Source organism: Pseudomonas koreensis, assembly GCF_012986595.1.
Lineage (GTDB): Bacteria > Pseudomonadota > Gammaproteobacteria > Pseudomonadales > Pseudomonadaceae > Aquipseudomonas > Aquipseudomonas koreensis.
Map to the genome: position 1 here is coordinate 172,005 of NZ_JAAQYM010000006.1, position 26,203 is coordinate 198,207.

The 26,203-nt window shown below is 61.6% G+C and carries 21 protein-coding genes; 11 read left to right on the plus strand and 10 right to left on the minus strand.

Annotation, left to right across the window (positions count from 1 at the left end; genetic code table 11):
* Positions 1-129: 129 nt before the first annotated feature.
* Positions 130-2,490 carry a bifunctional acylase PvdQ gene (gene pvdQ / locus HBN98_RS19550; RefSeq protein ID WP_083369200.1) on the plus strand — a complete coding sequence of 787 codons (2,361 nt, stop codon included), beginning with the start codon at positions 130-132 and terminating at the stop codon, positions 2,488-2,490.
* A gap of 73 nt (positions 2,491-2,563) precedes the next feature.
* On the opposite strand, the gene HBN98_RS19555 is transcribed toward pvdQ, so the two are convergent.
* Positions 2,564-3,589 (minus strand): FecR family protein, encoded by a 1,026-nt coding sequence (locus tag HBN98_RS19555; RefSeq protein ID WP_083369199.1) that lies wholly within the window; start codon positions 3,587-3,589, stop codon positions 2,564-2,566.
* A 153-nt stretch (positions 3,590-3,742) separates the two neighbouring features.
* On the opposite strand from HBN98_RS19555, the gene HBN98_RS19560 reads away from it, so the two are divergent.
* Positions 3,743-4,012 (plus strand): PepSY domain-containing protein, encoded by a 270-nt coding sequence (locus tag HBN98_RS19560; protein WP_083369198.1) that lies wholly within the window; start codon positions 3,743-3,745, stop codon positions 4,010-4,012.
* Between the two features lie 56 nt (positions 4,013-4,068).
* Here the strand turns inward: HBN98_RS19560 and HBN98_RS19565 are convergent, their stop codons facing one another.
* Positions 4,069-8,865: a dermonecrotic toxin domain-containing protein gene (locus tag HBN98_RS19565; RefSeq protein ID WP_083369197.1), complete on the minus strand. Its 4,797-nt coding sequence runs from the start codon at positions 8,863-8,865 to the stop codon at positions 4,069-4,071.
* Positions 8,866-9,100: 235 nt separating this feature from the next.
* On the opposite strand from HBN98_RS19565, the gene HBN98_RS19570 reads away from it, so the two are divergent.
* Positions 9,101-10,141, plus strand: a complete 1,041-nt coding sequence (locus HBN98_RS19570) for an Ldh family oxidoreductase (protein ID WP_083369196.1) — start codon at positions 9,101-9,103, stop codon at positions 10,139-10,141.
* 176 nt (positions 10,142-10,317) lie between these two features.
* Here HBN98_RS19570 and HBN98_RS19575 read toward each other — a convergent pair whose 3' ends face one another.
* Positions 10,318-10,635: an ElaB/YgaM/YqjD family protein gene (locus HBN98_RS19575; protein WP_064587425.1), complete on the minus strand. Its 318-nt coding sequence runs from the start codon at positions 10,633-10,635 to the stop codon at positions 10,318-10,320.
* Positions 10,636-10,788: 153 nt separating this feature from the next.
* Between HBN98_RS19575 and HBN98_RS19580 the strand changes: the two genes are divergently transcribed.
* Entirely contained in the window at positions 10,789-11,043 is a 255-nt protein-coding gene (locus HBN98_RS19580) for a hypothetical protein (protein WP_003224595.1), read from the plus strand.
* Between the two features lie 7 nt (positions 11,044-11,050).
* Here the strand turns inward: HBN98_RS19580 and HBN98_RS19585 are convergent, their stop codons facing one another.
* A complete protein-coding gene (locus HBN98_RS19585; protein ID WP_083369195.1) occupies positions 11,051-11,965 on the minus strand; it encodes a LysR substrate-binding domain-containing protein in 915 nt (304 codons plus the stop codon).
* 84 nt (positions 11,966-12,049) lie between these two features.
* Between HBN98_RS19585 and HBN98_RS19590 the strand changes: the two genes are divergently transcribed.
* Entirely contained in the window at positions 12,050-12,973 is a 924-nt protein-coding gene (locus HBN98_RS19590; RefSeq protein WP_083369194.1) for a carbon-nitrogen hydrolase family protein, read from the plus strand.
* A gap of 132 nt (positions 12,974-13,105) precedes the next feature.
* Here the strand turns inward: HBN98_RS19590 and HBN98_RS19595 are convergent, their stop codons facing one another.
* The 3 genes from HBN98_RS19595 to HBN98_RS19605 form a co-directional block, all read right to left on the minus strand.
* Positions 13,106-13,579, minus strand: coding sequence for an LEA/WHy family protein (locus HBN98_RS19595; RefSeq protein WP_007966053.1), 474 nt, complete (start codon positions 13,577-13,579; stop codon positions 13,106-13,108).
* A 65-nt stretch (positions 13,580-13,644) separates the two neighbouring features.
* On the minus strand, positions 13,645-15,111 hold the full coding sequence (locus HBN98_RS19600) for a nucleobase:cation symporter-2 family protein (protein ID WP_064587428.1): 1,467 nt from the start codon (positions 15,109-15,111) through the stop codon (positions 13,645-13,647).
* A gap of 274 nt (positions 15,112-15,385) precedes the next feature.
* Positions 15,386-16,279 carry a LysR family transcriptional regulator gene (locus HBN98_RS19605; RefSeq protein WP_064587429.1) on the minus strand — a complete coding sequence of 298 codons (894 nt, stop codon included), beginning with the start codon at positions 16,277-16,279 and terminating at the stop codon, positions 15,386-15,388.
* A 99-nt stretch (positions 16,280-16,378) separates the two neighbouring features.
* On the opposite strand from HBN98_RS19605, the gene HBN98_RS19610 reads away from it, so the two are divergent.
* The 5 genes from HBN98_RS19610 to HBN98_RS19630 all read left to right on the plus strand — a co-directional run bounded on the left by HBN98_RS19610 (position 16,379) and on the right by HBN98_RS19630 (position 20,943).
* Positions 16,379-17,470, plus strand: coding sequence for an extracellular solute-binding protein (locus HBN98_RS19610; RefSeq protein ID WP_064589991.1), 1,092 nt, complete (start codon positions 16,379-16,381; stop codon positions 17,468-17,470).
* Positions 17,471-17,486: 16 nt separating this feature from the next.
* Entirely contained in the window at positions 17,487-18,446 is a 960-nt protein-coding gene (gene speB, locus HBN98_RS19615) for an agmatinase (RefSeq protein ID WP_064587430.1), read from the plus strand.
* 154 nt (positions 18,447-18,600) lie between these two features.
* The gene (gene zapE / locus HBN98_RS19620) at positions 18,601-19,719 is read left to right on the plus strand and encodes a cell division protein ZapE (protein ID WP_064587431.1); all 1,119 of its coding nucleotides are present in this window, start codon (positions 18,601-18,603) and stop codon (positions 19,717-19,719) included.
* 17 nt (positions 19,720-19,736) lie between these two features.
* A complete protein-coding gene (locus tag HBN98_RS19625; protein ID WP_083369193.1) occupies positions 19,737-20,318 on the plus strand; it encodes a DinB family protein in 582 nt (193 codons plus the stop codon).
* A gap of 127 nt (positions 20,319-20,445) precedes the next feature.
* Complete coding sequence (locus HBN98_RS19630) at positions 20,446-20,943, plus strand: GNAT family N-acetyltransferase (protein WP_083369449.1); 498 nt, start codon at positions 20,446-20,448, stop codon at positions 20,941-20,943.
* Between the two features lie 85 nt (positions 20,944-21,028).
* On the opposite strand, the gene HBN98_RS19635 is transcribed toward HBN98_RS19630, so the two are convergent.
* Both HBN98_RS19635 and HBN98_RS19640 read right to left on the minus strand, forming a co-directional pair.
* Positions 21,029-21,238: a hypothetical protein gene (locus HBN98_RS19635; RefSeq protein WP_064587433.1), complete on the minus strand. Its 210-nt coding sequence runs from the start codon at positions 21,236-21,238 to the stop codon at positions 21,029-21,031.
* A 131-nt stretch (positions 21,239-21,369) separates the two neighbouring features.
* Positions 21,370-23,616 (minus strand): TonB-dependent siderophore receptor, encoded by a 2,247-nt coding sequence (locus HBN98_RS19640; RefSeq protein WP_083369192.1) that lies wholly within the window; start codon positions 23,614-23,616, stop codon positions 21,370-21,372.
* Between the two features lie 197 nt (positions 23,617-23,813).
* Between HBN98_RS19640 and gorA the strand changes: the two genes are divergently transcribed.
* Positions 23,814-25,172 carry a glutathione-disulfide reductase gene (gene gorA, locus HBN98_RS19645; RefSeq protein ID WP_083369191.1) on the plus strand — a complete coding sequence of 453 codons (1,359 nt, stop codon included), beginning with the start codon at positions 23,814-23,816 and terminating at the stop codon, positions 25,170-25,172.
* Here gorA and HBN98_RS19650 read toward each other — a convergent pair.
* Positions 25,169-26,185, minus strand: a complete 1,017-nt coding sequence (locus HBN98_RS19650; protein ID WP_064587436.1) for a DNA-binding protein — start codon at positions 26,183-26,185, stop codon at positions 25,169-25,171. The genes gorA and HBN98_RS19650 overlap by 4 nt on opposite strands.
* Positions 26,186-26,203 lie beyond the last annotated feature (18 nt).

Sequence of the window (26,203 nt, forward strand, 5' to 3'; positions counted from 1 at the left end):
GCTGTCGAGGCTAAATTTTTTTCTCCCGATTCGTTTTCTGAACAGCCCCCTTGCGCCCAGGCGCAGGCGTCAACTTCAGAGCGGATCCGGCGCACGCGTCGATCCTTGTCCTATCGAACAGGAGCGTGTGTGATTATTTCCAGACAGTTAACCGGGCTGGCCCTCGCCAGTGCGTTTCTCGGGCTCAGTCTGTCGGCCCATGCGTTCAGTCCCGCCACGCCGTCCACCAGCGCACAGGCCAGCGCCGAGATTCGGCGCACCGGGTTTGGCGTGCCGCACATTCGCGCGGAAAACGAGCGGGGCCTGGGCTTCGGCATCGGTTACGCCTATGCCCAGGACAACCTGTGCCTGCTGGCCAACGAGATCGTCACGGTCAATGGTCAGCGTTCGCGTTATTTCGGGCCGGATCAGCTCACGGTCGAGGAGCGCGAAAACCGCGTCAGCGACCTGTTCTTTACGTGGCTTAACACCCCTGAAGCCGTGAAGGCGTTCTGGGACGCGCAACCGACCGCCGTGCGCGATCTGGTGCAGGGCTATGCCGCCGGCTACAACCGCTATCTGGCCGAACGTCGGCAGCAAGGTTTGCCGCAGCAATGTCAGGGCGAGTGGGTGCGAGATATCGCGGCCGAAGACCTGGTAAAACTCACGCGCCGGCTGCTGGTCGAGGGCGGTGTCGGGCAGTTCGCCGAGGCGTTGGCCGACGCCACACCGCCGCAGGCGTCGGCCCAGGTCAGCCATGATGCGCAGGCGTATCAACTGGCGGACGCGCGCCTGCAGCGCTTCGCCCTGGATCGCGGCAGCAACGCGGTGGCGATCGGCAGCGAGCGCTCGTTCAACGGTCGCGGCATGCTGCTGGCCAACCCGCACTTTCCGTGGGTTGGCGGCATGCGTTTTTACCAGATGCACCTGACCATTCCCGGCAAACTCGACGTCATGGGCGCAGCCTTGCCGGGGCTGCCGATGATCAACATCGGCTTCAACCAGCATCTGGCCTGGACCCACACGGTCGACTCGTCCAAGCACTTCACCCTGTATCGCCTGCAGCTCGATCCGAAAGATCCGACCCGCTACCTGCTGGACGGCCAGTCAACGCCGCTGAGCAAGCAGACCGTGACTGTGCAGGTCAAACAGGCGGACGGCCAGGTGCTGCCGGTGGCGCGGGAGATTTACAGTTCAGTGTTCGGCCCGATTGTGCAGTGGCCGGGCAAACTCGACTGGGACCATCAGTACGCTTACAGCCTGCGCGACGCCAACCTGGGCAACGATCGTGTGCTGACGCAGTGGTACGCGATGAATCAGGCGGCCAACCTCAAGGACCTGCAGGACTCGGTGCACAAGATTCAGGGCATCCCGTGGGTCAACACCCTGGCGGTGGACGACAAGGGCCAGACGCTTTACATGAACCTGTCGGTGGTGCCGAACGTCAGCGCCGACAAACTCGCCCAGTGCAGCGATCCGCGCGCCGGGTTGCAGATGATTGTGCTGGACGGTTCGCGCCGCGCCTGCGCCTGGGATATCGATCCACAAGCGGCGCAACCGGGCATCTATGCCGCCAGCCAGTTGCCGCAATTGCTGCGCAAGGACTTCGTGCAGCACTCCAATGACTCGGCGTGGCTGGCGAATCCGGCGCAGCCGTTGAGCGGTTTTTCGCCGCTGATCAGTCAGGATGGTCAGCCGTTGGGGCTGCGGGCGCGGTTTGCTCTGGAGCGTCTGAGCACGCTGGGCAAGCAAGGGTCGGTGGCGGTGAAGGACCTGCAACAGATGGTGATGGACGACAACGTGTACCTGGCGACTCAGGTGCTGCCTGACCTGCTGAAGTTCTGCGCGGCTGATCTGGCTGCGGACGCGGCGACACTGAAGCCGGTTTGCACTGGCCTCAAAGCGTGGGACGGCCGGGCCAATCTGGATTCCGGCGTCGGCCTGATGCATTTCCAGAACATCATGCAGGCCTTGCTCGAGGCGCCGGATGTATGGCGCGTGCCGTTCGATCCGAAAGATCCGCAACACACTCCACGCGGTCTGGCGATCGAACAACCGGCGGTGAGCAAGGTGCTGCGTGAGGCGATGCTGGCTTCGGCCGCCACTGCTGAGAAAATGGGCCTCAAGCCGGACACCCGCTGGGGCGATATTCAGGTGGTCAGCAGCGGCGCGCAGCAAACCGCGATTCACGGTGGACCGGGGACGCTGGGGGTCTACAACGCGATCCAGAGTGTGCCGCGTGAAGACGGCAAGCTCGAAGTGGTCAGCGGCACCAGCTATCTGCAAGTGGTGACCTTCGACGACAAAGGCCCGCAGGCCCAAGGGCTGTTGGCGTTTTCCCTGTCCAGTGATCCGGCTTCGAAATATTCCCGGGACCAGACCGAGGCGTTTTCGAAAAAGCAGTGGAGCGTGTTGCCGTTCACCGAACAGCAAATCACCGCCGATCCGCACTATCAGGTGCAGGCGGTTCGCGAGGTCCCGCAGCAGCCGGCCAAGGTGGCGGCGCAGTGAGCGATTGATCGCGGCCTGAACAAAAAAGCCGCTGCACCCTGAACAGGGGCAGCGGCTTTTTTTGGGGCGGATTTCAGGTCTTTGGTGGCTGGCGAGGCATCGAGTTGATCACCGGATCACCCTCGGTATTGCGGGTCAGGTAGACCGGCAGCACCTTGGGCAAGGTGTTGACGAGACCGCCGAGCTCTTTGATGTTGTAAACGCCGCCGACGCGAATCGCGCCGGTGCTGGCATCGGCCAGTTTCAGTGGCTTGCTCAGATAACGATTGATCAGGGGCAGGGCTTCGTTCAGCGCGAGGTTGTCCAGCACCAGTTTGCCGCTGCGCCAGGCGAGCGCGTTATCGTTTGAGTAGGTCTGGCTGATCTGTGGCATGTAGTCGCCACGCTTGTACTGCGCCTGCATCGCTGGCCCCAGGCGCAAGCCATCGCCGGGCAGTGCAGCGTTGCTGGCGACCAGCACCGAGCCTTCGATCAGGTTGACCCGCACTTGGTCTTCATAGCGCCAGACATTGAAACGGGTGCCGGTCACGCGGATCTTGCCTTCTGCGGCCCGGACGACAAAGGGATGGGCGAGGTCGTGGCTGACTTCAAAAAAGGCTTCGCCTTTTTTCAGCGTGACCCGGCGCTCGTCCTTGTAATTGCTGAACGTCAGCTCGGTGTTGAGGTTGAGCTCGACCTGGCTGCCATCGTTCAAGGTGACCTGACGGACATTGTCGGTGGCTGCGAAGTGCTGGTAGCTGTTGGGCAGCCAGCCCAGTTGCCAGCCGCTGTAAGCGGCCAAGGGCAACGCCAGGGCGCAGACACTGGCGGCCATTGCGTAACGACGCCAGGCGGGAACCGGTGCCTGCAACGGCACCTTCAGCGGCACGTTCAACGCTGCCTCGGTTGTCGGCAGAGGGCGCGGCAAATGCTCGGCAACGTCCCAGATTTCCAGCATGGCTTCGTATTCGAAGGCATGCAGCGGATGCGCGTCGCGCCATTGCTCGAAAGCCAGACGCTCCTCGGCGGAGCAGTCGACCGCATGCAGACGCATGCACCAGTGCGCGGCGGCATCGGTGATCGCATCGTATTCGGCTTCCGAGAGGGTTTCTTGGGTCATTGACTCGTCCTGATTTGCTGCATTCTAACCCTGCGGGCAAGGCGCCGAGAACATCAGTCATGGCAATTGCCCATCAAAGTGGAACTTATTTTTCCGCCCGACGCCCAAAAACAGGACATCTGACGAAACATCATCCACAAATGGAGTGAAAAAATGATCAAAAAAACCTTTGCCGCTGTTGTTGCCACTGCCGCCTTGTTGAGTGCCGGTGCCGCCATGGCCGACCGTCCAGGCGCAGGCTGGGTGACCATCGAGAAGGCGATCGAGATCGTGAAGACCAAGGCCGGTTATGTCGAAGTGTATGAGATCGAAGCCGACAACGACGGCTACTGGAAAGGCGAGGGGCGCAAGGCTGACGGCGTGGTCTACGAGTTCCGCATCGACGGCGCGTCCGGCAATATCCTGCGTGACCAGAAAGACTGACATTGTTCCACCGCACGCGAATGCGCAGGCCCCAGGGCCTGCGTTTTTTTTGCCGTTCAGGCGAGCCCTTCGACCGCTTGCGTGACCGGGTCCAGTTGCCGGCCCATCTCACAGATCAGGAAGGCAATCGAGTCGGCGTTGCGCAGGATCGTGTCGATTCGGACGACAGGATTGCGCGAGTCGAGAAACGCCTTGCGTGCATCCTCCAGGGTCGTGCACGCAGTGGTCTTGAGAATTTCCTTGCCGACATGGGACAGGTAAGGGATCGAATCCAGGCTGACCCACGTGCGCAGGTCGCGGCTCCAGACCGAAAACAGTTCCTCGTGGGGCGTTGCCAGCGACAGGGCTTCACGCTGAAAACGCGTCTGACTTTCCTTCAACTCTGCACCGTAGTGGGTAATCGTCGAAATCAGATCGACAAAAGGCCGCCGGGCCTCCAGTGACGCAATGTCCACAGCTTTGGAGAATTGATGCGCGAACTCATGAATCAGCGTTGCCGCCCGGGCATGGCCTTGAACATCGAACGGTTCGGTCAGGCCGTCGTGATACCACTCGAGTCCCTGATTGAAGAAGGTTTCGGTGAAATGCACTTTTCGGGTCGAGTCGTTATCCAGTACGAAGGCAATCAGGCCCGTGTGTCGGTATTTGTTTGAGCCGACGACAAAGCGCTCGGTGTTCATCAGGTCTTCCGTCGGGTCCACCAGTGCGGTGCAGACCGGGGTGATCACCTGTTTTATTTTCGCCAGCACGTCGGCGTCGAGGCGCGGGACGTCAAAAAATGCCTTCAGGAAGGTGTCCAGTCGAGTGCCGGGGGCATGGTTCTTCAGTTGGGCCAGGTTGTGCAGGCTGTTGAAGGCATAGAAGCGCGCGAGATCAATCGCCTGTATGAGCATCCAAGCCTTTTCCGGGTGCCTGGCGCGAATTTCCGTCATGCCTCGGGCTTCGATGTTTATGGGCAGGCGGGTCTGCCGTTCATTGGCGTACGCGTCATACATTTTCGACAGTGCCTTGCCGAAATGCACCGTGTGCCGATCCGGGTCAAGCACCAGTTGCCCCGACGCGGTGTGCTGCAACACTGGCCCCGCGTAGTCGGTGCCCTTGATGCGCCAGACCGCCCCGGGGCGCTCCACCGCATAGACTTTGCCGGCGATCGCGGCGTAGCGGGTTTTGCTGACAAGGTCCTGATAGGTGCCGTCGGCCGGATGCGGCGTCAGGTCTTTCAGGGCAATGGACGGTGCTTCGAACGTTTGCAAGGTCGTGCGGGCCGAGGCTGTCGGTTTGATCTGCGACCAGTGGGGGACGCTGAGCGGCGCCGCAACGGCTGGCGCAGACGCAAGATCCTGGCTGGCCAGGGTCGACTCCCGTGACAAACGTCCCAGAGACACCATCTCGGCCCCCCCGGCAATGAACGCGTAAAGTGCGCGGGTCCAGTGATGATCCTGCAGCGCTTCGGCGGAGGCGAGAAAGTCCTTGTAGCTGTGCCAGAGAAACTGCACATAGGCCAGTTTGCCCGGCAGCAGTCCTGCAATCGGTTTGATCGTCGAGCTGAACAGGTTTTTCGCCGCCTCCCAATCTTCCTGCGCACCCGGTATTACGTGGCTGTGCAGCAACCGCGAGAGCAACGCCAGGTTGTCGGTGAAAAAATATTCCAATGCATTGCCGTCGATCGCCGATCGCGCCAGCTGGACTTTGCTGGTCTGGCCGGCACTGTCCTGGAGCAAGGCGCCAAAGTTCGATTGTTGATCTTCAGGCAGACGGCGCAGCAGCAGGTCCCGCAGGGCACCCGGCAGGTTGAAGGCGGCGACCACCGCTGCGTCGTTTTCGAATTCGCTGAAGACGCATTCACCGTGACAGGGCGAATAGAGCACTTGCGGCCCGGCTTGGCCGGACACCGGCCCGATCAGGTACAGGCCCAGCGCCTTGATCGCCGCAGCCCCCGCGGTCTTGATCAACTGCACCGGCCGGATCATGGCATTGGCGCCCGGCACCGCAGCCCGAGCGAGCGCGTCGGGCATGTCCAGCACTTGGCTCAACAAATCAAACGCCTTGCCGGACAGTCGCTGCTGCAACTTCATCTGATGAGCGTGCTGCAACAGCTGCCAGGGCAATTGGCGCATGAACCGTTGTTTGCGCGGGGCAGCAGTGGCCGCATCGCCTGTGAGGAGCGAATGATGGGCAGTGGCGAAGGCCGGGATATCCAGCGACTGCAGCAGAGTGCGCACGGCCTGTTGGTCGAACCCTTTCGGCAGGGTGTGGGCACTGCTCGATGCGACCGTGAAGCGGATTTGCCCGGCGACGCTGGTGTGGTTCAGCGCAAAGTCGACCAGGTTGGTGGCCGGGCCGGCAAGGGCCAGCAGCGGTTTGATTTCGATGTGTTGCGGGTCAAGGTCCGGTGCCTGATAACGGCTGCTCAACAGTGTTTTCAGGCGCTGTTGGACGTGTTCGCGCAAGGTGGGCAAACCGTGCAGGTAATCCTTGTCATCGACGACGCTGTGACGCCATTGCTCGAGCAATTCCAGGTGCAGTTGCTGTTCGTCGAGCGTGGCCATGCCCAGCCACGCGGGCAGCGTCTGTTGGCGCTCAAGTGCCGTGGCCAGCGCGATTGCTCTGGGCAGGTTAACGTTGATCAGTTGTCCAGCCAGGGCTTTGAGGGCCTGCTCCTCGCGGGATTGTGCCAGCTTCAGGCCGCGTACCCGTTCGCACTGTTGAAGAAACTGCTCGATAGCCGATTGCGTACGGTTGTGCAGCACATTGTCAGTGATCAGGTGCAGCGTACCCAGCGTGTAACGCTGATGAACTCCATCGCTGAACGCAGAGAGGTTTTCCAGCAAGGCCAGGCGTTTTACCGGATGGCGCAGGCGCTGGTTCAACACCTGGCGGGCGCTGTCGATGGAGGCGAACACTTCCAGGCCCATGGCCGGTGTCCACAACACGGCGCGCCCGGAGTTCTGTGGGTCGAGCCCGCCGCGTTCGGTCAGCAGGACGCAGTTGGCCAACGGCAGTTCGTCGTCATGCCCGGTGCTCTGTACGGTGAGCGACCAGGCGTCCGGACGGAAACCATTGAGTCCGTTGCGGTGATGACGTTCCGGGCGGTCAGCGTTGAACACTGTGTCGACAATCGCTTGCTCGGGCCGCCGCTGGCTGCCGTTGAGAACCCGCATCTGCGCTTCGCCCGTGATCCCGACAAACAGCAGGTGGGCCAGTGAGGCCAGGAGACCTTGCACATGGCTGCGCTGCCGCGCCGGAGGGGCAAGGGGTTGCGCCGCAAAAGCCTCGGTGACTTCTGGCAGCACGCTGTTGAATACCTTGATTTGCGTGGCCGCAACGTCTGCCAGCAACATCGAGGGCAACTGGCTGCCCGTGATCGCCAGACGGGTACTCCAGCGGCCCCCGATATCGAGTGCGAGCAGGCGTTCGTGGAGCATCGAGCGAATATCCAGCGCCTTGTCGAACAGGGCCGAAATGTCGGGTGCTCCATCACTGTGGCGGAACACCTGCAGGACGTATTCGATGTTCTGGCGTTGCTTGGTAATGATGGCTTCCAGCAGCACCTTGAAAATATCGCCACTGATCGCTTCGCCCGACACCTGCGGCTGGTCGAACCCGATGAAGCGTTGGCGCTCTTCAAGGCTCAACAAGCCATACATCTCATCATTGTGGCCGGGGGTTTTGAACTTGCTCAGCAGGGTGTCATTGAGGTCCTGGTGGTCCTTGAGGACTTGCAGCCCCCGGCTCGGCGTGTACAGGCAGGCATCGGTGTCACTGAGCATCAGTGACCCGGCCAGCTCGACCGCATTGGGCTGGTATTGCCACAGGCGTACGACCTCCAGCGTGCCCCGTCTCCCCGACGTGCCCTGCGGGTCGAGCCACGCCAACAGGTTGTTGCATTGACCGGGCTCGATGATGCCGGCCTCGCGCTTGAGCAGGATGTCGGCCCGCGCCTGTTCGCGCAGCACCCGGCTGAAGAATGCCCGCCGGGTCATGCCGTCGGCGGATGCGCCGTTCCAGTAGCGTTCCATGCGCTGGTACAACCGAGCGAGCAGTTGGCCGGACACGCTGTTCACGGCCGCTTGCCAATGCTCGGGGTCAGTCGCCAGTGCCGGCTTTCGTGGATGGGCGTAGGCAGGCAAGTGCGCGCCGGGCCATCCCGAATATCGGTACTGCAACAGGACTGAGTGGCCCAGCGTCATCGTGTGTGCCGTTACGCCGTAGGGCGGCGAGGAGGCCTGAACGCTCACCTGTGTAAGGGCTTGATCCACCCCGGGCATGACGGTATCGAGCTGATCCTTGAGTATGTCGGCAAGCAACGTATCGAGCTTGGGCAGTTGCAGCAATTCATGGAGCATGTCTTGCGCGTTGAGGCGCTGAGCGTGTTCGACGGCAGCTTTTTGATCGTCGAACACGTCGCCCTCGATGAGCTGGAAGGTCACGTTGATACCGCGTTTTTCCAGCAAAGACTTGCGTTGCTCGACGCCGAGCAAGGCCAGCAGGCGATCGTCTTCATCGGCCTTGGCCAGGCGTTGTTCGAGGTGGCGGGTCACGGTGGCGAGGCTGTCGAATTTTTTCAGGCCGTCGAACGGCGTGTAAAGCAGGAAGGCTCGATCATCCGGGGTACTGCTGAGGATAAAACTGCCCGCCAGGACCACGGCCGGCGGTGTGGCGGTTTGCAGCAACACACGGTGGGCCAGCATCGGTGGCGTCTGTTGGCGACGCAGTGATTCAGTTGCCAGTTGCACATGCGCCAACCAGTCGAAATCCTTGGTCGACAGACCGTGGGCCGGGCCCAGTGATCGCCATGATCCGGGAGCATGCAGAACCTGCGAGAACAACAGTGGGGTGACTGACGCAGACATTGTCGGGTCTCTATCAGGGCGCGGACACAGGCGCCGTTGGGAAGGAGACCACACCCTAGAAGCCTCGGGGCGGGTGAGGGTGGTACATAGTTACCGCACACAAAGCCTCGAAATGTGCCGGACAGCGCGCACCGATCACCTGAACGGTTGACAGCACCCGGGCCTGACGTGGTTAATCGACGGGCAAGTCGTCCACACGCTGTTGTTCCCTCCAATAATTAGTCTGGAGCTTCAGATGTCTGCGCCACACGATCATGTGTCCTCTGCTGTCTCGCCATCGTTGTCACTCGAGGCGCTGACGCAACTGCTTGAAACGATTTTCCTGCGTCACGGCACCTCCGCCGATGTTGCCCGTTCACTGGCCGCCAACTGTGCCGGCGCCGAGCGTGACGGTGCGCACAGCCATGGGGTGTTCCGGATTCCCGGGTACGTATCGACCCTGAAGAGTGGCTGGGTCAACGGTCAGGCGGTGCCGCAAGTCGAGGACGTCGCGTCCGGTTTTGTGCGGGTCGACGCCGGCAATGGTTTTGCCCAGCCCGCGCTGGCCGCCGCCCGGCCACTGTTGGTGGAGAAGGCGCGCAATGCCGGGATTGCCGTGTTGGCGATCCGCAATTCCCACCACTTCGCGGCCCTGTGGCCGGACGTCGAACCGTTCGCCGAAGAAGGATTGGTGGCGTTGAGCGTGGTCAACAGCATGACCTGTGTGGTGCCCCATGGTGCCGACCGGCCGTTGTTCGGGACCAACCCGATTGCTTTTGCCGCGCCTCGGGCCGGTGGTGCGCCGATTGTCTTCGATCTGGCGACCAGCGCGCTTGCTCATGGCGACGTGCAGATTGCCGCGCGCAAGGGTGAGCGCCTGCCTGCGGGAATGGGCGTGGACAGCCTCGGCCAGGCGACCCAGGACCCGAAAGCCATTCTCGAAGGCGGGGCGCTGCTGCCGTTCGGCGGGCACAAGGGCTCGGCGCTGTCGATGATGGTCGAGTTGCTGGCGGCTGCGCTGACTGGGGGCAACTTTTCCTTTGAGTTCGACTGGTCGAATCATCCCGGTGCCAAGACCCCGTGGACCGGGCAGTTGCTGATCGTCATCGATCCGAGCAAGGCCGCCGGGCAGAGTTTTGCCGAGCGCAGTGAGGAGCTGGTGCGACAGATGCACGGTGTCGGGCTCAAGCGCTTGCCGGGCGATCGCCGCCACTTGCAGCGCGCCAGGTCGCTGGCCGAGGGCATCGTGTTGGACGAGCAGACGCTGGGGCAGTTGCGCGAGCTGGCCGGGGAATAATTGTCGGATAACAAATGTGGCGAGGGAGCTTGCTCCCGCCGGGTTGCGAAGCGGCCCCCTTTGTCTACTTGAGAACACGGGGACTGCTGCGCAGTCCAGCGGGAGCAAGCTCCCTCGCCACAGGTTTATTGTCAGGTCTTAAACGATGCGACCTGATGCGACCTGACAAACGTCGATCAACGACGACCGAGCAGCAGGCCCACCACCAGACCGAAACCGGCGGAAATCGCCACGGTCTGCCATGGATGACCGCCAATGTAGCTTTCAGTGGCTTCGACCGCTGGTTTGGTGCGCTCACGCACGCTCGACACGGAATCCAGTGCCTGTTGCAGCTTCTGCGCGATTTGCCCGCGCAGGGTTTCCGCTTCTTCGCCGACCAGCGATGCGCTGCTCTTGAGCAGTTTGTCGGACTCTTCGATCAGCGCCTGCAGTTCGCTGAACGCTTGATCCTTGATTTGGTCTGCGGCGGCTTGCACGTTGGATTTGCGGGCCATTGGGTAACTCCTTGCTGGTGAATGGACAGTGATCAATGGAGTGCGACGCTGTCCGAAAAGTTGCACTGATTTTAGGTGCGAAAGAAAAACCTGCGCGGGAGATTTCCGTCGAGCGTGTAAGATGTCGCCATTTTACGCAGCAGGTATTTCCCCATGAGTTTCAATCTGGCCGACAAATCCCTCGCCGAGCGCGCGGCGCTGGAAGACGAGAAATCCCGTCTGTTCGAACTCTGGCAGAACAATCTGGGCAAAGCCAAAGGCGAAGCCGCACGGTTGTTCGGCGAACGCTCCAAGCGCAAGGGCAAATGGGCCGAGTGGGTGCGCGCCGAGCTTGATGGCATGTCCCCGCCGGAATTCGCCAACATGGTGCGCAGTGAAGTCAACCGGCTGATGGCCGCCAACAAGTAAGCGCGGCTCAGGGCGTGTTGAACGCCGCTACGATTGCCTCACGCACCGTGATCACCACCGGATCGATCTGCGCGCTGGTGCGCCAGCCCAGTTCGATCGGGTAGCGCGGCAAGGCCAGCGGGCAGGGCAGCAACAGCAGTCCGCTAAGGGCGGCGATGGCCTCGGCGGCATGCGTCGGGATCGTGGCCACCGCGCCGCTGCCCTTGAGCAGATGCGGCAGCGCCGCGAAGTGCGTGGTCGAGGCGCAGACCCGGCGACTCAGGCCCAGCGCCGCCAGCCCTTCATCGGTGATGCCGATAAAACCGCCCGAGGACACCAGAATGTGCTCGCGGGCGACAAACTCCTGCAAATCGATCGACTGTTGCCCGGCGGCCAGGCTGCCCGGGTCGACCAGACACGCATAATCCCCTTCACCCAATACCTGACGACTGAGCAGGCGTTCGGCAAAGCCGCCGGCGGTGATCGCCAGGTCGATGCTGCGCTCCATCAGCGTACGGGCGACGATCTGGCTGTGGGTCTGGCGGAAGATCAGTCGCAGTTTCGGCGCGCGGCGGGCGATCTCTTCGATCAGGCGCCGGCCATAGGCGATTTCGAAATCATCCGACAGGCCCACCGTCACTGAACGTCCTTCGTAGTGATGCGCCGCCGGATCAACCATCGCCAGGCTCTGCCGGCACTTGTTCAGCGCCTCGCTGACCACCGGTTTCAGTTGATCGGCCTTGAGCGTCGGCGCCAGCCCGCGACCGGTGCGCACGAACAACTGATCGCCATACACCTCGCGCAGCCGCCGCAACGCAGCGCTGACCGCCGATTGCGTCACGCCCAGACGCAGCGCCGCACGGCTGGCGCTGGACTCTTCATGCAGGGCTTCGAAGACTTTCAGCAGGTTGAGGTCAACGGTGGCGATATTCATTTGGCTCATATCATTCAGCAGTCAATCGGTCTTTATTCATGATCCCGCGCCGCCGCAGAATCGGCAACACTTGAACCTGATGGAGTGAACGCGATGCCCAAATCAATTGTTGCTGCCCTGCAGATCGGCGCCTTGCCCGATGGCACAGGTGCAACCCTGGAACAGATTCTGAGCTGGGAAAGTGCGATCAGCGAGTCCGGCGCGGCGCTGGTGGTGATGCCCGAAGCGCTGCTCGGTGGCTATCCGAAAGGCGAGGGCTTTGGCACCCAGCTGGGTTATCGCTTGCCGGAGGGCCGTGAGGCCTTTGCGCGTTACTTCGCCAACGCCATCGATGTGCCGGGGGCCGAGACCGAAGCGTTGGCCGGTCTATCGGCGCGCACCGGGGCCAATCTGGTGATTGGCGTGATCGAGCGCGCCGGCAGCACGCTGTATTGCACGGCGCTGTATTTCGACCCGCAAGCGGGGCTGGTGGCCAAGCATCGCAAGCTGATGCCGACCGGCACTGAACGGCTGATCTGGGGCAAGGGCGACGGCTCGACGCTGCCGGTGCTCGACACTCAGGTCGGCAGGCTCGGCGCCGTGGTCTGCTGGGAAAACATGATGCCGCTGCTGCGCACCGCGATGTACGCCAAGGGCATTGAAGTGTGGTGCGCGCCGACGGTGGATGAGCGCGAGATGTGGCAAGTCAGCATGCGCCACATCGCCCATGAGGGCCGTTGCTTTGTGGTCAGCGCCTGTCAGGTGCAAGCCTCACCGACCGAGCTGGGCGTGGACATCGCCAACTGGCCGGCGGATCGGCCGTTGATTGCCGGCGGCAGCGTGATCGTCGGGCCGATGGGCGATGTACTGGCCGGGCCGTTGCGCGGAGAGGCGGGGTTGTTGACAGCGGAAATTGATACCGACGAGTTGATTCGGGCGCGCTATGACTACGATGTGGTCGGCCATTATGCGCGGCCGGATGTGTTTGAGTTGTCGGTTGATGAACGGGCCAAGCCGGGCGTGCGGTTCACCGCATAACCTCCGCACCGACACTTAACCTGTAGGAGTGAGCCTGCTCGCGATGGCGCCAGATCAGCCAATAGCTTATTGACTGACACGATGCTATCGCGAGCAGGCTCACTCCTACAGGAAATTTGTGTGTTGAGTGGGTTACCAGGTCGCGGCAGTCGCTTTCGGCAAACTGAGCTTGCCACTGTCGACAAAGCGCATGGTGCCGAACACTCCCCCCGCCAGTTTGCCACGCAGCACGTAGGGCAGGTTATCGAGGGTTTGGGTCTGACTCAGGCCGAGGGTCTGGCGCAGCACTGAGAACGCGGACACGCTGACCGGTACGCTGACCACGGTTTCCGAGAAGCGCGGAATCGAGCCGACCTGATCACTGACACCCGAGGCCAAGGGACGGCCATTGACCTCCAGATCCAGGGCGATGCCGTTGTAGTCGATGGCCGTCTCATTGGGGTTCTGCACCCGCAGCTTGATGGCGAAGCGCACTTCCAGGTCCTGGCTCGGCAAGGGTTCGAGGCCGACCACGTTGATGTTCACCGGGTCGCGGTTGGGGAACAGCGCGCAGGCGCTCAGGGACAACAGCAGCAGGGACAGGATGACGGCATGGACGCGGCGCATAAACAGTCTCTCAACAAAAAAGGGCTGAACCGTTGCCGGCTCAGCCCTTTTTTCGAGGCGCAGCGTCAGCGGTTCAACTGTGCGACCGCCGTGGCGGTTGCTGGTTCAGCCTTGGCCGGCAGATCGGGGTTTTCCATGACCTGCAGAATCGACGCTTCCGGATCGAAATCGTCTTCCTCAAGCTCAATGAACTCTTCCGGCAGGAAGATATTTAGCACGATAGCGCACAACGCGCCGACGGTGATCGGCGATTCGAAGATGTTGCGCAGCGCTTGCGGCAACTCGCGCAGCACTTCCGGCACGGCGGCAATGCCCAGGCCCATGCCGAGCGAAATCGCCACGATCAGCATGTTGCGGCGGTGCAGGCCGGCTTCGGCGAGGATCTTGATCCCGGCCACGGCCACGGTGCCGAACATCACCAGTTCAGCACCGCCGAGCACCGGTTTGGGCATCAGTTGCAGTACCGCGCCGATCATCGGGAACAGGCCCAGCAGCACCAGCAGGCCGGCGATGAAGAACGCCACGTAGCGGCTGGCGACGCCGGTCAACTGGATCACGCCATTGTTCTGCGCGAAGGTCACCATCGGCATGCTGTTGAACACGGCGGCCATGGCCGAGTTGAGGCCATCGGCTAGCAGACCGGACTTGATCCGGCGGATGTACAGCGGGCCTTTGACCGGTTGTCGCGAAATCATCGAGTTGGCCGTCAGGTCACCGGCGGCTTCCAGTGGCGAGACCAGGAAAATCACCGCCACCGGCACGAACGCTACCCAGTCGAAGTTGAAACCGTACTTGAACGGCACCGGCACGCTGACCAGCGGCACCTCGGGCAGGTTGGCGAAATCCACGGTGCCCATCAGCCACGCGACCACATAGCCAAGGGTCAGCCCGATAACGATCGCGCCCAAACGCAGGAACGGCACATCAACGCGATTGAGCACGACGATGGTGCCCAGAACCAGCGCCGCCAGGAACACATGGCTGGCCGCGCCCAGATCGGCGGCGCCGAAGCCGCCGGCGATGTCGGTCATTGCCACTTTGATCAGCGACAGGCCCATCAGGGTGATGATCGTGCCGGTGACCACCGGGGTGATCAGCATCCGCAGTTTGCCGATGAACTGGCTCAGCACCACTTCGATGAACGCGGCGAAAAAGCACACGCCGAAGATCGTCGAAAGGATTTCATCGGTACCGCCGCCCCGGGCCTTGACCATAAACCCGGCGCTGAGAATCACGCTGATAAAGGAAAAACTGGTGCCTTGCAGGCACAGCAGGCCGGAACCGACCGGACCGAAACGCCGCGCCTGCACAAACGTGCCTAGACCCGACACGAACAGCGCCATGCTGATCAGGTACGGAATCTCGCTTTGCAGGCCCAGGGCGCCGCCCATGATCAGGGTCGGGGTGATGATGCCGACGAAGCTGGCCAACACGTGTTGCAGCGCGGCGAAAACGGTTGCGGTGAGGTGCGGACGGTCGTTGAGGCCGTAGATCAGATCGTTGTTGCGCGGGACTTTTTCAGAGGCGGTCATGGTGTTTTGCGCGCCGTGAGGCGGGGCCGGGTCAGAAAATGGAGGCGCAGGATGCCGGAAGAGGACGGCGAGGGCAACGAACAAAAATTGCCTGAAAGGTCAGGATTTATGGGTGTTGGCGGTCAATCAGCGCACCCTTACAGACATTGTTGTGGCGAGGGAGCTTGCTCCCGTCCGGCTGCGCAGCAGTCGTAAAACACTGTTGAACGGGTCTTGCAGAGGGCTGCTTCGCAACCCAGCGGGAGCAAGCTCCCTCGCCACAAAAGTAAAGGAATCATGCAAAGGCACTGAGCAAATCCTCCTCAAACGCCTTCTGCGCATCCCCCGGCACCTGCGCCCTATGCCGGGCCAGATGAAAGGCCACGTCGAAACTCAACTCCCCGGGGCGCAGCGCGCGCAGCAAGCCCTTGTCCTCCCAGACGCGCGCGTAGTGATCGGGCAGATAATCGACATGCTTGCCGGAAAGAATGAAGGCGAGGGTGCCCTCGACCTGTTCCGAGCGCGCGGAAAAACGCTTGTCCGGGAACGGCTCGCCTGTGCGCATGAACCGATACGGATGATCGACCCGGTCGCAGGCCTGCAGCGCTGCATCGTCCGGCTCATCGACGGTGAACAGCGGATGGCCCTTGGCGCAATACAGGTGCTGGGTTTCACTGAACAATTCGCGGTAATCGAAGGCGCTCTGCACTTGCGAGAAATAACCAATGGCCAGGTCCAGCCGCTGTTGCAGCAGCAGGCGCTCCATCTCACCGGGCATCGCGCTGATCAACTCGATGCGCACCGATTCGTCGCGTTCGCGAAAGCGCCGGATCGCATCCGCCACCCGCAGCAGCACCGACTGATCGACCGCTTCCGACAGGCCCAGGCGCACCTCACCGATCAGCCGTCCGGCGACGCCGTTGGATTGATGGCGGAAGGTCTCGATGGATTCGAACAGCGTGCGAACGGCGATCAGCAACTGCTCACCCTTGGGCGTGACGCTGAAACCGCCCTTGCCACGGCTGCACAGGCGATAGCCGAGGCGGGTTTCCAGCTTGGCCATTTGCTGGCTGATGCTCGATTGGCTCAGGCCCAGTTCACCTTGCGCCGCACTGAAGCCGCCGGATTCCACGACCCGCACAAACAGACGCAGCAACTGCAAATCGACGTCGTGGAGCTGACCGAGCATTACATTACTCCGCAATAAAGTCAGGTTAACAAACTTGATATTTCTACAATGTATCCGACGGCGCATCCTGCCACCACTTCCTCCGGTCAGGTGTTCGTCATGGCTCCCTTGTTCAAGCTGTGTTTTCCCGCGCTGTTGTTGTCCGTGGCCCTCAATGCCCAGGCCGAGGACCAAACCCTCAACTTCTATAGCTGGGCCGATTACGTGCCGGTGCAAACCCTGCAGCGCTTCGAGCAGGAGACCGGGATTCATGTGCGTTACGACACCTTCGACACGTCCGAAGTGCTGGAAACCAAGCTGCTTACTGGCGGCAGTGGCTATGACGTGGTCGTGCCATCGTCCAGCGTTCTGGCCCGCGGATTGGCCGCCGGCGCGTTGAAGGAAATCCCTCACGAAGGCCTCAAGGGCTACGCCAATCTTGATACCGATCTGCTCGAAAAACTCACGGCAGTCGACCCCGGCAATCGCTACGCGGTGCCCTACACCTGGGGCACGCTGGGGCTGGGATTGAACGTCGAGGCGGTGAAAAAGCGCCTGCCGGACGCGCCGCTGAACAGCCTCGATCTGCTGTTCAAGCCCGAGTACGCCAGCAAACTCAAGGACTGCGGGATTGCCGTGCTCGACTCACCGCAGGAGGTCATCGGCCTGGCACTGCATTACCTCGGCAAAGATCCCTACAGCACCGACAAGGCTGATCTGGCCGCCGCCGAGGCCTTGTTGCAGAAGCTCCAGCCTTCGGTGCTGTACGTCGCCACCGGCCGGCAGATCAACGATCTGGCGAACGGCAGCGTGTGCCTGGCGCTGACTTACAACGGTGACGTGAGCATGGCGGCCGATCAGGCGCACAAGGCCAACAAACCGTACGAAGTCGCGTACCGCATTCCCAAGGAAGGCACGCTGATCTGGCAGGACAACCTCGCCATCCCCAAGGACGCGCCGAACCCGCAAGCGGCGCGGGCGTTCATTGAATTCATGCTGCGCCCCGAATCGGTGGCCGAGTTGACCAACACGCTGTTTTTCGCCACCGCCAACCTGGCCGCGACGCCGCTGGTGGACGAAGCAGTGCGCAACGATCCGGACATTTATCCGCCCGCCGAAGTGCGCGAGCGCTTGTACGCCGACCGCAGCATGAGCCTCAAGGACATGCGTCAGCGCACGCGCCTGTGGACCACTTTCCGTAGCCATCAATAACAAGAGGAGCACCCCAATGGACGTGCCGATGCTCAACGACCAAGCCATGACCCGCGACAGCCTGTACGGCACGAGTGCCGAAAGCACCTACGCCGGGATTACCAGTTTCATGCGTCGCCGCTACAGCCGGGATTTGCGCGGCGTCGATGTGGCGGTCAGCGGCGTGCCGTTCGACACCGCCACCAGCAACCGTCCGGGCGCGCGCTTCGGACCACGGGGGATTCGCGCGGCGTCCACCGGGATTGCCTGGGAACGCCATTGGCCATGGGCCTTCGATCCGTTCGATCATCTGGCGGTGATCGACTACGGCGATTGCGACTTCGATTACGGATCGCCGCACACGATTCCGCCAAGCATCGAAGCTCATGCTGAGCACATCCTCAATGCCGGCAGCGCGATGCTGACGTTTGGCGGCGATCACTTCATCACCTATCCGCTGCTCAAGGCCCACGCCCGCAAACACGGTGCGCTGTCGCTGATCCATTTCGACGCGCACAGCGACACTTGGCCAGACGAAGAGGGCAAGCGGGTCGATCACGGCACCATGTTCTGGCATGCCGCCAAGGAAGGGCTGGTGGATCCGGCGCGCTCGGTGCAGATCGGGTTGCGCACCACCAATGACGATCATCAAGGCTTTGCCGTGCTCGATGCGCGGCAGGTGCATCGGCGTGGCTGCGAGGCGATTGTCGAGGCGATTCGTGCGCGGGTCGGTGATAACCCGGTGTACCTGACCTTCGACATCGACTGCCTCGACCCGGCGTTCGCCCCGGGCACCGGTACCCCGGTGTGTGGCGGCTTGAGCACGGTGCAGGCGCTGGAAATTCTCGGAGGGTTGCGCGGGATCAATCTGGTGGGCATGGACGTGGTGGAAGTGGCACCGGCCTATGACCACGCGGAGGTAACGTCGCTGGCGGCGGCGACCCTCGCCATGGAAATGCTCTGCCTGTATGCGGCCAGACACAAGGTTGATCTCTAAAATCACTGCGCACTCCAACCTGTGGGAGCGAGCCTGCTCGCGAAGGCATTAGATCAGGCAGCACCTGAATAGCCTGACACACCGCCTTCGCGAGCAGGCTCGCTCCCACAAAAGCCCACCTGTTTTTCAGGGACATCGTGGCATACTGCCGCGCATGACTTTCGACTCTCCTTTAAGCGCCTGGCAACACGCGATCGAGCACAAGGGTTTCATCCAGGATGAAGCCCAGGAGCACGCGGTCTGGGCGCTGCAAAAATGCCATGAAGCCTTGCACGCCGGCGCCCGTTCAGTCACCGGCGTGTACCTGTGGGGCCCGGTCGGACGCGGCAAGACCTGGCTGATGGATCAGTTCTATCAAAGCCTGCGGGTGCCGGCCCGGCGTCAGCATTTTCATCATTTCATGGGCTGGGTGCACCAGCGCTCGTTCCAGCTGACCGGGATCGCCGACCCGCTGCGGGCGCTGGCCAAGGAGCTGGCGGCGGACGTGCGGGTGCTGTGCTTCGACGAACTGTTCGTCAACGACATCGGCGACGCGATCATCCTCGGACGACTGTTTCAGGTGATGTTCGATGAAGGCGTGGTGGTGGTCTGCACCTCCAATCTGCCGCCGGATGAACTGTATGCTGATGGCTTCAACCGCGACCGGTTTGTCCCGGCGATTGCCGCGATCAAGGCACACATGGAGGTCGTTGCGGTGAACGGCGCCGAGGATCATCGGCTGCACCCGGGCGCGGGCCTGCAGCGTTATTTTGTGGCCGCGCCGGGCCAGCAAAGTGCACTGGAGCCGGTCTTTCAAGCGCTGAATGCCGGGCAACCTGCCAGTGCGGAACCGGTGCCGGTCGGGCATCGCACCGTGAATGTGGTGCAAGCCAGCGAGTCGGTGCTCTGGTGCCGCTATGCCGACCTTTGCGAGCAACCGTTTGCCGCCATGGACTTCATCGCGCTGTGCGACCGCTATCGGTCTATTCTGTTGAGCGAAGTGCCAAACCTCAGCGCGCAGAAACGCGAAGGGCGTATCGCCCGCGGTACGGAAGATGGCTCGGCGCAGGTGGTGGCCGGTGACCGTGAGTTGCCGCAATTGTCGGTACACGACGACGGCGTACGCCGCTTCATTGCCTTGGTGGACGAGTGTTACGACCGTAAAGTCCCGCTGTACATCGAGGCTCAGGTACCGATGGAGGCGCTGTACACCGAGGGCTATCTGGAATTCCCGTTCCGGCGCACCCTCAGCCGTTTGCAGGAGATGCAGCTGCAGCGATTTGCCGAATCCTGAGCGAAGAGGGCGCGAGCATGAGTCAACCGCTGTCTCATCATTTACTGACCATGGCCTACCAGAATGCGTGGGCCAATCACCGCCTCGGCAAAGCCTGGGGCCGGCTCGACGCCGAGGCACTGGCGGCGCCACGGGTGAGCTTTTTTCCAGGCATCCGCCTGACCCTCAACCACATCCTGACCTGCGACTGGTTCTACGTCGACGCGCTGGAACGCGAGTTGCGCGGTGACGAGCCGCATCCCGACTGCTATGTGTTTTTCAACCTCAATGAACCGTTCACCGAGGCTGCGGCGCTGCGCGAGGAACAGGCACACGTCGACCGGCGGCTGATTGCTTATTGCGAGCAGCTGCGCGATGCCGATCTCGGGCGGATCGTCACCATCGCCCGGGAAACGCCGCAGCACGACAGTCGCCTGCGCATGCTCTCGCACCTGTTCGAGCATCAGATCCATCATCGTGGTCAAGTGCATGCGATGCTCAGTGATACGTCGGTAAAACCGCCACAACTGGATGAGTTCTTCGCCGCAGGCGAGGCCGGTTTGCGTGCGCAGGATTTCGCCGAGCTGGGCTGGACCGAAGAGCTGATCTGGGGGCACTGAGTACGCGACATCTTTGCTCATGGATGTTTTTCATCTTTGAGGTTGTGGGTTGAATCAGCCTCGCGTTATCGTCAAGCAGCCTTTCAGGTGCGCACCTTGCATGCCGGGGTCATGATCGGGGATGGAAATGGATTCCGCAGAAATTCTTGTGTTGCAAGCCAGCTACACCAATCCACTGCATGCCGAAGCCATCGGCATTGTGCTCAATCACTACGCAGAAGATCCCATGGGCGGCGGCGAGTCGCTGGCCCCCGAACTGCTGCGGCGCGTGCCCGAAGAACTGGCGCGCCGGCCCCATGCGTTCAGTGTGCTGGCGTTCGTTGGCGGTGAGCCGGCAGGCCTGGTGAACTGCTTTGAAGGGTTCTCGACGTTTGCCTGCAAACCGCTGGTGAATGTCCACGACGTGGCGGTGGTGGCGAAATTTCGCGGCCTCGGGCTGAGCCAGAAAATGCTGCGCAAAGTCGAGGAGATTTGCCGCCAGCGCGGTTGCTGCAAGATCACCCTCGAAGTGCTCGAAGGCAACGCCATCGCAAAGGACGCCTACCGCAAGTTCGGTTTCGCCCCGGGGATGTTCAGCCCGGAGCATGGGCGCATGCTGTTCTGGATCAAGGATCTGCAGGCATAAAAAAAGGCGCCCGAAACAGGGCGCCCAACTGTCGTCTCCGAGTCCAGAGCGGAGCCATCGGAGGTCCATCGGTTGCTCGATAAAATCAGTGTCGATAAGACTCGGTGACTTGCGCGGTCTGATCGTTCGGAACCTTCAGTTCCGCGGTTTTGGATTCGGTCCGCTGTTCGCTCTGCGCGCTGTGGACCGGGAAGTTGTCGTAGTAATGCCGCATGCGCTCGGCGCCGCCCTCGGCAAAGGCGCTGGCGGAACCGAGGGCGAGTAGCCCGGCAAGAATGGCGGTGGTGATGTTCATGGTGCCTCCTACTGAAAAACGTGGGAGCCGTTCGTCCATGAAGCAGATCTCGAGGCACAGTCTCCCCAGCCTGAATTAACTCGGGGTTAACACGCTCGCCGGGGATGTGCTGAGTGAGTTCGTGCGCAGGGTCAGAGCTTCCAGTCCAGGCTCAGGGTTACCGTGCGCGGGTCGCCCCAGTACACGCCGTTGTAGAAACCGACGTTGTCGTAATACTTCTTGTCGAACAGGTTATCCACGTTCAGCGACGCCGACAGGTGCTGGTCGAACTCATAGCGCGACATCAGCTTGACCACGGTGTAGGCCTCCTGATTGATCCGCGCGCGTTCGGTGATGATCCGGCCATTGGCGCCGCGACCGACCGGACGGTTTGACGCGCCATAGATATCGCTCTGCCAGTTCACCGCGCCACCGACGGTCAGCGCATGCCAGTTGCCCGGCAGGCGATAGGCCGTCGACAGCCGGAACATGTTCAGCGGCTGCGCGGTATTGGTGCGCTGTTTTTCGCCGTTGACCGAGTGGGTGTAGGTGTACCCGGCGGTCATGTTCCAGCCGTTGAGGAGTTCCCCGGAGACCTCGGCCTCGAAGCCATTGACCTTGTTGCCCTTGCCGCCGGATTTGAAAAACTCCTCGCCGGTGACCGGGTCCGGTGCCACTGAACCGTCCCGCTCGGCTACGTTGTCCTGTTTGCTCCAGAACAACGCTGTGGAGAGGTTCAGGCGTTCTTCCAGCAGGCTACCCTTGAGGCCGAGTTCGTAGTTGCTGCCGACCACCGGATCGATGTATCTGCGACTGGCATCGCGCCTGGTTTGGGGGTTGAAGATGTCGGTGTAGCTGACGTACACGGTGTATTGCGGCGTCAGGTCGTACAGCAGGCCCGCGTAAGGCGTCCACATGTCGTTGTGTTGCTGGCTGGTTTTGTCGACACCGCTCAGTTGCAGCTTGTCGTCGTAGGTGTTGGTGGCACTTGCCGTTTCCCAACTGCCATAGCGGCTGCCGAGCACGGCATGCAGTTCATCGGTCAGGCTCAGGCGTGTCGCCAGGTAACCAGCCTTTTGTCGGGTGTAATCCTTGAAACCGCTCAGGCCGGTCACGGTGTCGGGGAATTTGTCGATGTCGCCCATGTATTTCCAGTCGCGGATGTTTTCATAACCGGCCGGCACCGCGCCGGCGATGGTGTATGGATCATCCGAACGACGTTCGGCCTCGCCATAGCCGAACATCAATTCGTGCTCGCGCCCGAGCAGCGCGTAGGGGCCGGAGACATTGAAGTCGTACGCCTTCATGCTTTGATCGCCAGCCATGTGGCTGGTGTTGGCGGACATGCCGCTGCGATCGGCTTCGGGGAAGCCGCCACCGCCGTAATAGATCTTGCCTTCGGTGTCACTTTTGCGATGGGTGTAGGCGGCTTTCAGGTGCCAGCCGCCCGCCAGTTGCTGGTCGAGGGTGGCGAAGGCCGTTTTGTCGCGCAACGGCCATGAACTCCAGGATGTGGCCATGTTGGTCGAACGACCGAGACCGGCCTTGCCGCCTTCGGCATTCCAGTAGGGCACGGTGCCCCACGAGGTGCCCTGAACCTGTTTGTCCTGATAGTCATAACCGACTGCCAGCACGGTGGAGTCGGTCAGGTCGGCTTCGAGGATGCCGTAGCCGACCTCGCGTTGCAGCGCGTACTTGTCACGAAACGACTGGCTGTCGCGATAGGCCAGCACCGTGCGCCCACGCAAGCGGCCATCGAACGCCAGCGGGCCGCCGACATCGACGTAGCTGTAGTAGTCGTCGTAACTGCCGCCGCTGACACCCGCCAACGCCTGCAACTGCGCGGTCGGACGTTTGCGCACCATGTTGATCGTCGCCGATGGGTCGCCCGCGCCAGTGGTGAGGCCGGTCGCACCGCGCACCACCTCGATCCGGTCGTAGATGATGGTGTCGGCATCGGACTTCATGTAGCTGAAGGTGTTGAGCATCCCGTCGATCTGGAAGTTGTTGATCGGGTAACCGCGCGCCGAATAGCTGACCCGGTCCGAATCGTTGTGCTGCACGACGATGCCGGTGGTCTGGCTCATGGCCTCGGACAATGTACCGAGTTTGAAATCGTCCATTTGTTGACGCGTGACCACGGATACCGATTGCGGGGTTTCCTTGATCGACAGGTTCATCCGCGTCGCGGTGCTCATTACGCCCGTCGTGTAGGAATCGGTGTTCTCGGTGTTGATCCCCAAGCCTTCGGCGCTGATGCTGGTGGCGTCCAGTTCCAGCGTTTCGGCGGCCGATTGTGGCGCTGTTTCGGGGTCGGTTTCAGCCAGCAGATCGGGACTCAACACTGCGCTGCACAGGCCGAAAGTGAGGGTGATGGAACGGGTAATGGGCGCGAACATCGCAGCCGACTCCTTGTCTTCGAGAGAAAAAATCCGTTGGTTCAAAGACGAGGGGCAGCGCGGCGATTTAGTAACAAACGAGAAATATTGTTATTTGTAGATGTGTCCCCGAATCGCCAAACAGGCTGAAAAGCTGCGCACAGCGCTTGCCCAATGGAACACGGCGGGTATGCTGATGGCCTGCCGAGGAGATAGAAATGGCCTACGATTTTGACCTTTATGTGATTGGTGCCGGTTCCGGCGGTGTACGCGCGGCGCGCTTTGCTGCCGGTTTCGGCGCGAAAGTGGCGGTGGCCGAGAGCCGTTACCTGGGCGGTACCTGCGTCAACGTCGGCTGCGTGCCGAAGAAACTGCTGGTGTACGGCGCGCATTTCGCCGAAGACTTCGAACAGGCGTCGGGCTTTGGCTGGAGTTTGGGTGAAGCCAATTTCGACTGGGCGACGCTGATCGCCAACAAGGACCGCGAAATCAATCGCCTCAATGGCATTTATCGCAACCTGCTGGTCAACAGCGGCGTGACCCTGCACGAGGCCCACGCGAAGATCGTTGGCCCGCATGAGGTCGAGGTCAACGGTGAACGCTTCACCGCGAAAAACATCCTGATCGCCACCGGTGGCTGGCCGCAGATTCCGGAGATTCCGGGGCACGAGCACGCGATCAGTTCCAATCAGGCGTTCTTCCTCAAAGAACTGCCGAAACGGGTGCTGGTGGTCGGTGGCGGGTACATCGCGGTCGAGTTCGCCGGGATCTTCCACGGGCTGGGTGCGAACACCACGCTGTTGTATCGCGGCGATCTGTTCCTGCGCGGTTTCGATGGTTCGGTGCGCAAGCATCTGCAGGAAGAGCTGACCAAGCGCGGCATGGATCTGCAGTTCAATGCCGACATCGCGCGCATCGACAAACAGCCTGACGGCAGCCTGAAGGCGACCCTCAAGGATGGCCGCGTACTGGAAGCGGATTGCGTGTTCTACGCCACGGGCCGACGTCCGATGCTGGACAATCTGGGCCTGGAAAATACCGATGTGCAGCTCACCGACAAGGGCTTTATCAAGGTCGACGAGCAATACCAGACCAGCGAACCGTCAATTCTGGCGCTGGGCGATGTGATCGGTCGTGTGCAATTGACGCCCGTGGCGCTGGCCGAAGGCATGGCGGTGGCGCGGCGGCTGTTCAAGCCTGAGCAATACCGGCCGGTGGATTACAAGATGATCCCGACGGCGGTGTTCAGTCTGCCGAACATCGGCACTGTCGGTCTGACCGAAGAAGAAGCGCGGGACGCGGGCCACGAGGTGGTGATTTTCGAAAGCCGCTTCCGTCCGATGAAGCTGACCCTGACCGAGTGTCAGGAGAAAACCCTGATGAAGCTGGTGGTCGACGGCAAGACCGACAAAGTGCTCGGCTGCCACATGGTCGGTCCGGACGCCGGCGAGATTGTTCAAGGTTTGGCGATTGCACTGAAGGCCGGTGCCACCAAGCGTGACTTCGACGACACGATCGGGGTTCACCCGACGGCCGCCGAAGAGTTCGTCACAATGCGTACGCCGGTCGGCGCTTAAGCATCCTTCGCTTTGGCTGTGTCTGGCGCTGCCGCAACGGTAGCCGCCAGACGCAAGCTGTCTTCGAGGCTCGCCTGAGTCTTGGTCAACTCTTTTTCCAGTGACTGATTGAGCTGCCGCTGTTCGTCGGCATCCTGTTTCAGTGTCTGACTTTCCAGCAAGGCCACGCGCAAGCGTTCCTGGAGGAGGGTGCGCTCGCTGTCGACGCGGCTGGCTTGCTCCAGCAGTTGATCCTGGCGCTGGTTGCTGTGCTTGAGCTGATCCTGCATCAGGCTCAGCTCGCGCTGGGTGCCACGGTTTTCGGTGAGCAGGCGCTCGTTGTCTCGGTGCAGCTGGGTGATCTCGTCCTGACGCACCAGCGCACTTTGTTGCGCCTGACGCAGCTCCATCTGCAATTGTTGAAGCTGGCCTTCGTGGCGCGCCTGTTCCTGCTCGCGCTGTTCTTTGGTGGCGTTGCGGTAGTGTTCCAGCGCATCGCGGGCGTGCAGATGCTTTTCTTCCAGCGAGCGGATTTGTTCGTCCTTGTCCTGCAAGCGCAACTCGAAGTCGGCCAGTGCCTGGTTCAGCCCGGCATTGCGCGTCTGTTCGGTCTGCAACATCGAACGGGTTTCGTTCAGCGCCTCGGATTCCCTGGCCAGCGCTGCGCCTTGAATGTCGTGTTGTTGCTCCAGTTGTTCGAGTGCCTGGCGCACTTGCTTCAATTGCGCTTCCAGCGTTTCGCGCTGCTCTTCGAACTGCTCGCGGGCCTGTTCGATCGGCTCTTGCGCTTGCTCTTTCAAGCGCTGGGCGAGGCGCGAGACCAGTGCCGTCAGCTCGTCGTTGATCGGTTCTGCCGACGCTTCAACCGGTTGGCTGCCGTCATCGAGCTCTTTCAGATAGCGATGGATCGTGGTTTTCGAACCGGTGTTGCCCAGTTCGATCCGTACGGCATCGATGCTGGGGTGTTCGCCTCGGGCCAGAATCGCTGTGCGCGCGATCTGAACCACTGCTTTGTTTACGCCGCCACGGGCCATGTGAACTCCTACCGTTTC